The following is a 12,010-nucleotide window of genomic DNA, read 5'->3' on the forward strand; positions in this document are numbered from 1 at the left end:
TTTTCTGCTGTTTAGCTTAGCCTTATTCAACGGTAATAAGCGACAGAGAGCGCTTGCCAACTCTAATGGGTTCGCTCACATCAACTGTTTTTGTCTTCTTGGAGGGATCATTTGCCCAGCCTTCTTTGAGAATCTCATAGGTTTTGTCTAATGTCTGGATAGTAGCCCTCCCCCTAAATCCAGGAATATCAATTTTCAAATCGTAATCACTATAGGGACTCTTATTGATTACAAGGAGGCTTTTCTTGCCATCATTTATCGTATAGTAAGTCGTGAGGAACGAATCATTATCTCCTCTGATTTCTGTTTTATAGAGCTTGCCTCGCAAAGCGTCCGATGCCATCCGAAACGCCCAATAACTGGGACGCGGGCAGTTCATGCAAGGCTCTGCAGAACGTGTCAAATAGCCGTAATCGCCTCGTTCCTCGGTCAAGTCATTATGGACATCCCAATACTGAGCATTATCTATCCTCAATGTTGCAAGCATACCGAGATAATCAGCGACAAACAAACCTTGTTCAACAGAAAGTGTCTGCGGACCAGGGTTGAAGTCAACAGAATTCCATTCGGTAAGCCAAAGCTCTATCTTCTTGTCTTTATTGTAACGATCGCTCCATTTGTCCACAACCTTACGAAGGCGAAGGATTGCCTGAGCTAATTCTTGCGGGGCGCTGAGCATGGCAAAATCGTTCTCTTCGCCAAAATGTTGCGGGAAATGATGAATAATTATACCGTCAGCAATGTCTCCAGTTTCCTTAAGCACATTGTCGTTCCATGCACCATCAAGCACACCAACAACAGCAACCTTAATGGAGGGATCAACCCTCTTCATGGCTTCAATGAACTTGCGGGCACGCTTACCATAAATGGTTCCGCCATCCTTTCCATATTTTTCATAGTACGGATGCCAGTTACCAAAGACTTCATCACCGATTTCCCAGTACTTAACGCCGGCCTTCTTGTCGATGTTGGCGTGCTTCACCCAGGCTGCAGCCTCCTGTTCGGTGCCGGAGCCGAAATTCACGGTAAACATAGCTTTGGAACCGGTTTTCTTCAACCATTCGAGGAATTCGTCGGTATCGATCATCCAGTCCTTGTTATCAAGAATTTCCTTCCAGTGGTCATCATCGGCACGAAGACCACCCGGGTAACGGATGATGCCGTGGTTGACACGTCTCACGAAGTCGCGGGTCTGAACCTTGAACTTCGGATTGTCAAGCAGGTCACCATCCCACAAGGCAGCATTGATGCCGAAAATATTTTTTGATATGTTCGAATTATAGACATTGTCCGTACCTTTCACCACCACAGGGATTACAGATGGACGGGAACTTTCCTTGACCTTCTTTTGATTGGTAAGGGCTATGTTATCTATTTCAAAGCGACCCCTTGAGCCTTCTCCACCCGGCTTGAAGTCGAGAGCAACAACGCCATTCAAGTCGAACACGCCGTTTTGCTTGGCATTAGGCGGCTGGTAATAGGGAAACTTGATAAAATTCTTGAACGGAACAATCACAGTGGAACGCCCCTTCGGCGCTCCCGTATTTGCCACGAAAAGCTCATGACCCGAATCATGCACCTGAATTGTGATAGGTTGCCACGCCTTTTCTGAAAACACATCAAACATGAGCCCCCAATGTTTGCTCCAGTCCCGTTGTATATCCGAGTGACGAGACTTATTCTTTATAAAGTCAAGAACAAAATCCACCCAATCATGCAATTCATAATTCTTGACCATTAGGGAGTTGCCATCTAACCTTGTACTCTTATAAGGCATTTCGAATGAAGCCTTGGAATTCGGTCCTTTGGACAATTCCCATACATCTTGTGCATACACACCTTCAAAATCGGTAATAACCACATCTCGAGCCCGAGAAGACCAGTCATCCCACTTGACATCCGAATCAACCCAGTCAATATTTTCGGTGAAGGTTATCTGGTCCACAAAGATAGTCACAGGAGAAGGCTTACCCTGTTCACCCTTATTTTCGTTCTTGTTCACAGAGAATCGAATTTCCTGTATTTTACTCCACTGCATATCTTTTAAGACTTCGACCTGCTTGTTTGCGTCCCAAGCTCGTCCCTTATCACTAAACCTCTTGAGTGGAATCTTCACGAGTTTCCAGTCGGTGCCGACCTTACCGCCTTCAATCCAGTCATTCAAACTGATTTTGGTTTGGGTTTTGGTATCGTTACCCTGATTGTCGAGGATTCCCACATAGATCTTTTCGCCGCCGAGTTTACCCTTAATCCAGAAGTAGAGACCGCCCTTGTTACGGATTCTTGAGAGGTCGAAATACTTGCCTTCGCCCAGTGAGTACGTCACACCAGACCAATCATTGTTATCAATATACATGGCAAGAACATTCGGATTACCAGACATTCCAGACCGGGCTTCGCGCTGACTAGTGAGTCCACCATAAGAATAGCTAAAACCCTTAACACCATTATCATAGAATGTTGCAAATGCTTTTGCCTTGCCATCCAACCGTTCCGGATTGCGAGGGCCATTGATTACATCATCATTTTCATCCCAATAGACTATATCCTTTTTCGGCGAAACTTGGTTTTTTCCCTTCACGATTACAATATTGTCCACCCACATTTCGAATTCCCTATCTCCGCTCTTGTCAATAGCAAAACGAATTTCGGAGATTTTATCCCATTCCACACGAGCGGGGATTTCCACCTTGCGCTTATTGTCCCAGTATAGACCCCTGGCCGGAAAAGCCGCAAGAGGGATAGAGACCTTCTTCCAAGTTCTAGTCACACTCCCCCCCTGAATAAATTTATTCACCGGGAGCCTAGCCATCGTCTTCTTGCCATCAGAAATATCTTCATCTAGAAGACCTACAGAAAAATTTTCATTTCCATTTTTCCCCTTAACCATAAACTCCAAACGAGAGTCCCATTGCATCAATTTTTTCAAATTAAAAGTTTCGTTGTAAAGAGAAATACTTGCGCCGGAATATTCCCTGGGATCCAGCTTGATGTTCAGGGCGGCCTTGGACTTGTAGCCGCCGTCCTTCGCGATGGTCACACCCTTGCTGGTGCCACCGTAGGAGTAGTCGAAACCACCCGGACGATACTGCTCATCGAAAAATATATAAACAACATCACGGGGTGTATCAAAATCGGCTCCATCGGAATCATAAGTCTGCCCAGGCCGTCCAGAACCTTCGCTCTGTGGCTTTTTCTTGCTCTCTAAAACATAGGTATAATCTGTTTTGTCATGATACTTAACTCTAACCGGAACCGGGTTCTGGTTTTTACCAATTGCTATTTTGGAACATATCGGAATATCCTTATTAAAAGGAGTGTTTCCCATAGGGCGACCGTCTATGTAGACCATCTCAGATACAGGCTGATTATCCTTTGTCGCCCTCAAAAGCAGAGTACCCTTGGCAGCAACAAGAGGCTTGTCGAACACTATCTTGTCGCCTTTTTTCACAGACACTTCGAACGAAACGGGCTCATAGCAGGCACTCTTTATCTGAATCTTGTGTTTTCTTTGAGGAGACAATCGTATTTCCTTCGATGAAACGAGTGCATCATCTACAAAAATAGACAAGCCTTCAATGTCATCGAAGCGTTCATCTGTAGCAGGATTAATCGTAAGTATACCAAAATTCGGCATCAAATCCACAATATACCGTTCTCCATTTGCACGTACATTGACAACTGTATCTTTGTCGGAATACTCCTCCATTGCAAAGGAAAAACTATGTTCACCTTCTACCAATTCAATACCGCACGGAGTACTCCTACAACCGGCATTGGGGCGGCCATCAATACTGACCATGGCTCCTGTAGGCCGAGTATCCATGTGGACTAAATAGAACGAACGAGAATCCCCTTTGTAATCCTGTCCCAAATCTAGATCACTAAATCCCGTATGACCTGAATTCGACTTTCCTACAGTAATAGCCCTAAACATGCCATCGGCCTTACGTTCAAGTTCATCAACCAAACCGTCCACATTAGAACTTCGAATGGTAAAATAACTAACAACATTGGCCCCATTCGTCGCATATAGTTCAACAGTCAAGGACAATTTTGACCCCACACGCCCTGCGCGAGCTTGGGCGATGTAATTTGCATTGATATTCTTACCCGTTTCAACAAGGCATTGCCCTTCGCAATCCTCTATAACCTTTCCAGGAGGCAGCATCTCTTGGATATTTTCACGAGTCATGATGACATACCCCATACGAGAGGGCAAGACTCTTTGGGCGCTTTCACGAAGTTTGTCCGTGAGGAACAATTTTTCATCACGGGTAATGACATTCTTATCAGAAATCGTTTCGACAACAGCGACATATATATGCCCCGCGTGAAGAATCGAGCATAACAGCAACAAAAACAACAGCGAATTTCTTGACATTTTCATCTCCTGGGAAAAAATAGTAAAAGAAAATCCCCCGCTCTTAATGAGCAGGGGAATGCTTTACTCTGGAAACGATTGCTTACTCAATCGTGATGAGCGTGACGGTGCGCTTGCCGACCTTGATCGGCTTGCTCACGTCGACACCCTTCTTGGCCTTCTTGGACGGGTCATTTTCCCAGCCGGCCTTGAGCTTTTCGGAGCTCTTGTCAAGCGTCTGGACGGTGGCCTTGCCCTTGAAGCCCGGAATGTCAATCTTGAGTTCGTAGTCGCTGTACGGGCTCTTGTTAATCACGAGGAGGCTCTTCTTCTTGCCGTTTTCGGTGTAGTAGGTCGTGATGAGCGATTCCTTGTCACCGGTAATCACGGTCTTGAGGAGCTTGCCGCGGAGAGCGTCGGAAGCCATCTGGAATGCCCAGTAGCTCGGACGCGGGCAGTTCATGCACTCTTCGGCAGAACGGGTCAGGTAACCGTAGTCACCGCCTTCCGGAGTGATGTCGTTGTGGATATCCCAGTACTGTGCATTGTCCACGTTCTCGGTGGCGAGCATAGCGAGGTAGTCAGCAACGAACAGGCCGTTTTCGACAGAGATTGTTTGCGGACCCGGGTTGAAGTCCACGGAGTTCCATTCGGTGAGCCAGAGTTCGAACTTCTTGTCCTTGTTGAAGTGCTTGGTCCACTTGTCCACAAGCTTGTGCAGGCGGCTGTAGATAGGCACGAGGTCCTGCGGAGAGCTGAGCATGGCGAAATCGTTTTCTTCACCGTAGTGCTGCGGGTAGTGGTGAACGATGATGCCGTCGGCAATGTCACCGGTTTCCTTGAGCACGTTGTCGTTCCATGCGCCATCGAGCACGCCGAGCACGGCGACCTTGATGGTCGGGTCGACCTTCTTCATGGCCTCGATGAACTTGCGGGCGCGCTTACCATAGATGGTACCGCCGTCCTTACCATACTTTTCATAGTACGGGTGCCAGTTACCGTAGACTTCGTTACCGATTTCCCAGTACTTGATGCCGGCCTTCTTGTCGATGTTGGTGTGCTTCACCCAGGCAGCGGCTTCCTGTTCAGTGCCGGAACCGAAGTTCACAGTGAACATTGCGTTGGAACCGGTCTTCTTGAGCCATTCGAGGAATTCGTCGGTATCGACCATCCAGTCGTGGTTGTCGAGGATTTCCTTCCAGTGGTCGTCATCGGCGCGGAGACCACCCGGGTAACGGATGATGCCGTGGTTGATGCGCTTCACGTATTCGCGGGTCTGGACCTTGAACTTCGGATTGTCAAGCATGTCGCCATCCCAGAGGGCAGCGTTGATACCGAAGAGGCCGCCGGAGATGTTCGGGTTGAGAACATCGCCGGTACCCTTCACGTCAACCTTCACGACAGCCGGACGGGCAGCAGCCTTGACTTCCTTCTGGTTGGTGAGCTTGATGTTGTCGATTTCGAAGCTACCGTTGGAACCTTCTCCACCCGGCTTGAAGTCGAGAGAGACAACACCCTTGAGGTCAAACACGCCGTTTTCCTTGGCGGTAGGCGGCTGGTAGTACGGGAACTTGCTGAAGGTGCGGAACGGCACGATCACAGTGGTACGGCCGCGAGGCACACCGGTGTTGGACACGAAGAGTTCGTTGCCGGCATCACCGATCTGGACCGTGATGGACTGCCATGCACGTTCAGAGTAGACGTCGAACATGAGGCCCCAGTGGTTGGTCCAGTCACGCTGCTTGTTATCGTGGTTAGCACCGTTCTTGGTGAAGTCGAGCACGACGTCCACCCAGTCGGACATTTCGAAGTGCTTCACGTTGAGGGAGTTGCCGTCGAGCTTGGAGGTCTTGAACGGCATTTCAACTTCGACCTTGGACTTCGGGCCCTTGGACGGTTCCCAGTTATCCTTGGCGAACTTGCCTTCGAAGTCGGAAATCACGACATCCGGAGCCTTGGACTTCCAGTTGTCCCACTTGATATCCGGGTCAACCCAGTCGATGGTCTCGGTGAAGGTGATCTGGTCGACGAAGATGGTCACAGGAGCCGGCTTGCCCGGTTCACCCTGGTTCTCGCCCTTGCCGACGGAGAAGCGGACTTCCTGAATCTTGTTCCACTGCACGTCCTTAGCGACTTCGGCCTGCTTGTTGGCGTCCCAAGCCTTGCCCTTGTCATTGAACTTCTTCAGAGGAATCTTGACGAGTTTCCAGTCCGTACCGACCTTGGAGCCTTCAATCCAGTCGTTCAGGCTGATCTTGGTCTGGCTCTTGATGTCGTTGCCCTGGTTATCGAGGATACCGACGTAAACCTTTTCGCCGCCGAGCTTACCCTTGATCCAGAAGTAGAGACCGCCCTTATTGCGCACCTTGGAGAGGTCGATGTACTTGCCTTCGCCAATGGAGTAGGTCACGCCGGACCAGTCGTTGTTATCGATGTAGAGGGCGAGCACGTTCGGGTTGCCCGCAGTCTTGGATTCAGCTTCGCGCTGGGCAGAAAGGCCACCGTAGCTGTAGCTGAAGCCCTTGACGCGGTTGTCGTAGAACACGCCGTTGGCAACAGGTTTGACCTTGCCGTCGAGCTTTTCGGGGTTCTTCGGGCCGTTGATAACGTCCTCGTTTTCATCCCAGTAGACAATCTTCTTCTTCGGAGGAGCCTTCTTGCCCGTCTTCACGATTTCGATGTTGTCCACCCAGATTTCGAAATCCTTGGCGGAACCCTTGTCGATAGAAAGACGAATTGCGTAAATCTTCTTCCAGTCGATACGGGCCGGGAATTCGGACTTACGGGTGTTGTCCCAGTATTTGCCGCGGTCCGGGAAGTCCACGAGAGGAATGGAAACCTTCTTCCAATCCGTCGTAATGGCGCCGCCTTCGATGTACTTGTTGACAGTGAGCTTGACCTGAGTTTCCTTGCCGTCGGAATTCTTTTCGTCAAGAAGACCAACGATAAGGGATTCACCGCCCTTCTTGCCCTTGACCATGAGTTCCAGTTTGCCGTCAAGCATAACCTTCTCCATATCAAAGAAGAAGTCGTTCTTCAAGCAAATCTGGGCACCAGAGTACTCGCTAGGATCAAGCTTGAGGTTGAGAGCCGCCTTGGACTTGTAACCATTCTTGTCATCAACGGTAAAGCCCTTGCTCTTGCCGCCGTATGCATAGGTATCGCCGCCTTCAGGCATCTCTTCGTTGAAGAACTTGTAAGGAACTACGCGAGGAGGTTTCGGCTGAGCCATTGCTGCCACGCTGACACCCATTAGGATGACGGTCGCGACTTTCAATGTATGCTTAATCATATGTCGTTTCCTTGTTTGTTGTTTGTTTTTCTGAATTTAAATTTTTGCCGCCAAAAACGGCGACGTGCCCGCATCATTTGCGTGCACGCCCGAAAACACTACTTGGCTTCCTTGAGCATTTTCTCCACGAGGTCCGGGCTGAAGCGGTCCTGGCGCTTGCCGTTGATGTAGAAGTTCGGGGTGCCCTGCACGCCGACCTTCACGCCCAGCTGGAAATCCTTGTCGATGCGGGCATTCATGGCGGAGTCGAGAACCATGTCCTTCTTGAACTTCTCGACATCGAGGCCGATTTCCTTGGCAATGGCGAGGTAGGTGGAGTCGGAGAGTTCGCGGCTATGCGGAGCGAGAGCGTAGCGGTATTCCCAGAACTTGCCCTGCTTCTGGGCTGCGATGGCGGAAGCGGCAGCGGCCTTGGCATTGGAGTGGAAGCTGAGCGGGAAGTGCTTGTAGACGAACTTGATCTGGTCCGGGTACTTCTTGTTGAGTTCCTCCATCACAGGAGCGATACGGGAGCAGTACGGGCACTGGAATTCGGTAAATTCGACAATCGTGAGCTTCGGGTTCTTGGTGTTGCCAAAGACCGGGCTGTCTTCGTCAGGGATGTCCCAGACCTTGTTGGCCTCTTCCATTTCCTTCTTGGCATCCTCGATAGACATGCCGGCGCGCTTTTCAAGAATGTAGCCAACAGCTTCCAGGTTGGATTCCAGCTCGGTAACCTTCTTCTCGAGGGAGTCGAGGCGGGCCTGCTGGTTGAACGAGCCACCGGCAGAAGCCTGGTTGCAGGCGACGAGACTTGCGGCAAGAACTGCCATAGCGACGATAGAGATACGTTTCATGTTATTCCTTCTAGTTGAAACAAATAGTCCGGCAGGCGAAGTCCGCCCGCATTTATGGGGAAATATATAAAAAATTGCTATTCTTCTCCCATCATGGAACAGCCCGCCCGTACATTTTCAGTCTTGCAATACATGACCTCCATCAGCAACAAGCTTAGGGACACCCCTGCAGTGTGGGTCCATGGGGTCATTACGCAAATTACCGAAAAACAGAAGGTTGTCTACATGAGTATCGCCGATTTCGCGGAGGGGGACGTAAAACCCATCGCGACAATCGCCCTCAGCTGCTTTTCGGGCCAGTTTGCCGCCCTCCGCCACAAGACGGAGACCGCGCCCACGCCTTTTACCATCCGCGAACAGCTCAAGGTCTGCCTGCTCATCCAGGCAGACGTCTACATTCCCTTCGGCAAGCTGCAGGCAAAGATCCTCGACATCGACCCGGTCTATACGCTGGGCGAACTCGCCGTCACGAAGGCAGCCATCCTGAAGAAGCTTGCCCTGGAAGGCCTGCTCGAAAAAAACAAGGCGCTACCCCTACCCCAGATGCCACTGCGCGTCGGGCTCATCACGGGGGAATCGACCGCCGCCTACAAGGATTTCACGACGCGACTCGCCGCATCGCCATTCCGCTTTACCGTCGTGACGGCTTATGCCAAGATGCAGGGCAACGACACGGAATCCAGCGTCCTCGATGCTTTGGACAAACTCATCGCCGACAGCGAAATCGATGTCGTATGCATCGTGCGCGGCGGAGGATCCAAGACAGACCTCAACTACTTCGACAGCGAGGCGCTCTGCCGTGCCGTCGCGAACTACCCCATCCCGGTATTTACAGGCATCGGGCACGAAATCGACAAGAGCCTGCTCGACGAGGTGGCCCACCTCTCCTGCATCACGCCCACGGATTGCGCCAAGCGGCTTGTCGAACGCGCCAGCGAAAGCTGGAACGCCCTCGTCGATGTCGCAAGGAACATCTCGATTTCCACGCGCGACATGCTCACCGAGAGCCGCCAGAAGCTAAGCGAGAACGCCTCGTGGCTACAGCAGAAGGTGACCGCCCGCATCCACGCCGAACGCACAAAGCACGCGCTATTCGCGGCCAACCTGAAAAAAGACACGCAGTTTATCCTAAAGGGCGAAACCGCAAGGCTCGACCGAAACAGCGAAGGCCTGAGGCAGGGAACGCGCAAGATTCTCGACCTCGCTCACTCCCAGTACAAGTTGCTGGAGCTTAGAGTCAAGAGCGCCGATCCTGAAACGGCCCTTGCGAAAGGCTACACGCTCACCCTCGATGCGAGCGGGAAGTTCGTGCGGAACGCATCGCAGCTCAAGTCCGGCGACACGTTGCGGACAAAGTTCAGGGACGGAACCGTAGAATCGACCGTACGCTAGCGGTGTTCGTTCGTCGTGGCGGAGAGCCCGCGGAAAAATGCAAGTTCCCCGTAATCGTTGCGGAGCAGTTCGATGCTCGCGCCAATCATGTAGAGGCTCCCCGTAATCAGGAGCGGCATGTCGGCATTCTGCGCATCCAGATCGCAGGCGGCCAAAACCTTGTCCAGGTATTCGCGCGAAAGTTCGCCCTCGCTTGCCACGGGAAGGTTTAGCGATTCCAGTTCCGCGCGCAGGTCTGAAAGCTCGCGAAACCTGGGGTACGGCGTCTTCGTAAGGTGCCAGTGCGACACGTGCGGCGCCATGAGCTTAAGCATCTCCCCCACGTCCTTATCCTTGAGGGCGCCGAACAGGCAATGGAACTTCTTTCCCGGATAATACGTATCGAGCGATTCTACCAGGCGGCGGACGGCATGCGAATTGTGCGCCCCGTCCAGGATTACACGCGTCTTGCAGTCCTTGCCAGTAAGCTGCTGCATACGGCCCGCCCAGGAGCGGGTCCGAAGCGTTTCGCGCGCAAGTACATCGTCATACGCGCCGTCCAAAAAGATCTCAGCGGCCGCAAGCGAAAGGCTCGCGTTCTCGATATAGTGATGGCCGAGGTTCGGGAGTTCAATGTCGTCGCGGATTTCAGGGACAACGCAGTCGCAGCCGAGTACAGATGCGTATTCACGCGCTTCTGCAAGTAGCGAGCCCGAGATTCCGCCAACGACAAATGTTTTCCCGCATGCAACCTCGCGCGATTCACCCACGACACCCATCTTTTCGCGAAGAATCGCGGACTCGGTAGGCCCGAGAACTTCCGTATGCTCAAGCCCGATGCTCGTCACGACCGCAATCTCGCCACCCGCGACCGCGGTGCTATCGAGCCTGCCGCCCATGCCCGCCTCGAGCACAGCGACATCCACGCCCCGTTCCGCATAATAGAGGAAGGCGACCAGCGTCAGGACTTCAAAGAACGTAGGCTCCACCGCCACGGACTGCGCCGCAGACTTCACGCGCAGCAATAGACGGTCTAGGTCTTCATCTGAAATGGGCGTATCGTCAATCCGGATACGCTCGCGCAGGCTTACCAGGTGCGGGCTCACGTAAAGGCCCGTCTTTTTCCCATGCGCCTGCAATATGCCCGCAAGGTAATAGCTCGTAGAGCCCTTCCCGTTCGTACCGACCACATGGATCGACCTGAACTTCCTTTCGGGATTGCCCAGCGCATCACAAAGCGCACGCGTCGATTCAAGCCCGGGAACCATCCCGAACATCAGGCGCGATTCCAGATATTCCATACCGGCATTTTGCATGGGCACAAATTTAGATATTGGCCATTTGTTATATTCTTCGAAGTTCGACAAACGGTTTTTATTATGAGATTATTGAGCCTTACCCTCGTCCTGGCGGCTTTTTCCGCCGTTGCCTTTGCGCGCGTGGACCCGACCGCCGCACCGCAGCACTACAACTACCGCGACGCGAGCAAGCAGTTGCGGCGCGTGTACTACGGCGAGCTGCAGGAGACGCTCTACTGCGGCTGCAAATACGACGACAAGAAGAACGTCGACTTCAGCAGTTGCGATTTCAAGCCGCGCGAGAACCCGAACCGCAAGAGTTTCAAGCGTGCCGAGCGCATCGAGTGGGAACACATGGTGACCGCGCACAACATGGGGCACTTTCGCCCGTGCTGGAAGGACGGCGGCCGCAAGAACTGCAGCGCGAACGACACGACCTTCAAGCTGATGGAAGGCGACATGCACAACCTCTACCCCGCCATCGGCGAGGTGAACGGCGACCGCAACAACTTCATGTATAGCCAGTGGACCAACAATCCCACCCCCATGTACGGCGGCTGCAAGACCATCGTCGACTTCAAGGAAAAGAAGGCGCAGCCCCGCGAGGAGGCCCGCGGAATCATCGCCCGCGCAAGTTTCTACATGGAAAAGACCTACGGCGTAAAGCTATCGAATCAAGACCGCAAGCTCTTCGAAGCCTGGAACAAGATGTACCCCGTCACCGAAAAGGAATGCGAACGCGACCGCCGCATCTTCAAAGTGCAAGGCGACCACAACCCCTTCGTGTACGAAAAATGCCCGCAGTAATGCAGGCATGATGATTCTAGTAGATACACTTGCCTTACTTCGT

Annotated in this window: 6 protein-coding genes; 2 read left to right on the top strand and 4 right to left on the bottom strand. The window is 52.0% G+C overall.

Translation table 11 applies throughout. The features are described from left to right. Positions 1-22: 22 nt before the first annotated feature. The 3 genes from B4A77_RS04030 to B4A77_RS04040 form a co-directional block, all read right to left on the bottom strand. The gene (locus B4A77_RS04030) at positions 23-4,384 is read right to left on the bottom strand and encodes a carbohydrate binding domain-containing protein (RefSeq protein WP_290738539.1); all 4,362 of its coding nucleotides are present in this window, start codon (positions 4,382-4,384) and stop codon (positions 23-25) included. 82 nt (positions 4,385-4,466) lie between these two features. Continuing rightward, positions 4,467-7,655 (bottom strand): carbohydrate binding domain-containing protein, encoded by a 3,189-nt coding sequence (locus tag B4A77_RS04035; RefSeq protein WP_290738542.1) that lies wholly within the window; start codon positions 7,653-7,655, stop codon positions 4,467-4,469. Between the two features lie 98 nt (positions 7,656-7,753). Then, entirely contained in the window at positions 7,754-8,491 is a 738-nt protein-coding gene (locus B4A77_RS04040; protein ID WP_290738544.1) for a DsbA family protein, read from the bottom strand. 123 nt (positions 8,492-8,614) lie between these two features. Here B4A77_RS04040 and xseA point away from each other — a divergent pair, with 123 nt between their 5' ends. After that, complete coding sequence (gene xseA, locus B4A77_RS04045) at positions 8,615-9,883, top strand: exodeoxyribonuclease VII large subunit (RefSeq protein ID WP_290738547.1); 1,269 nt, start codon at positions 8,615-8,617, stop codon at positions 9,881-9,883. Here the strand turns inward: xseA and B4A77_RS04050 are convergent. Beyond that, positions 9,880-11,178 (bottom strand): bifunctional folylpolyglutamate synthase/dihydrofolate synthase, encoded by a 1,299-nt coding sequence (locus B4A77_RS04050; RefSeq protein WP_290738550.1) that lies wholly within the window; start codon positions 11,176-11,178, stop codon positions 9,880-9,882. The two genes, xseA and B4A77_RS04050, sit on opposite strands and share 4 nt — an antisense overlap. 63 nt (positions 11,179-11,241) lie before the next feature. On the opposite strand from B4A77_RS04050, the gene B4A77_RS04055 reads away from it, so the two are divergent. Beyond that, entirely contained in the window at positions 11,242-11,967 is a 726-nt protein-coding gene (locus tag B4A77_RS04055) for an endonuclease (protein ID WP_290738553.1), read from the top strand. Positions 11,968-12,010: the final 43 nt, after the last annotated feature.

The organism is Fibrobacter sp. UBA3718 (genome assembly GCF_002371935.1).
Classification (GTDB): Bacteria; Fibrobacterota; Fibrobacteria; order Fibrobacterales; family Fibrobacteraceae; genus Fibrobacter.

Bases quoted from the DNA above. Each gene is read 5' to 3' on its own strand.
- B4A77_RS04030 (WP_290738539.1), bottom strand. From the start codon at position 4,384: ATGTCAAGAAATTCGCTGTTGTTTTTGTTGCTGTTATGCTCGATTCTT.
- B4A77_RS04035 (WP_290738542.1), bottom strand. From the start codon at position 7,655: ATGATTAAGCATACATTGAAAGTCGCGACCGTCATCCTAATGGGTGTC.
- B4A77_RS04040 (WP_290738544.1), bottom strand. From the start codon at position 8,491: ATGAAACGTATCTCTATCGTCGCTATGGCAGTTCTTGCCGCAAGTCTC.
- B4A77_RS04050 (WP_290738550.1), bottom strand. From the start codon at position 11,178: ATGCAAAATGCCGGTATGGAATATCTGGAATCGCGCCTGATGTTCGGG.
- B4A77_RS04055 (WP_290738553.1), top strand. From the start codon at position 11,242: ATGAGATTATTGAGCCTTACCCTCGTCCTGGCGGCTTTTTCCGCCGTT.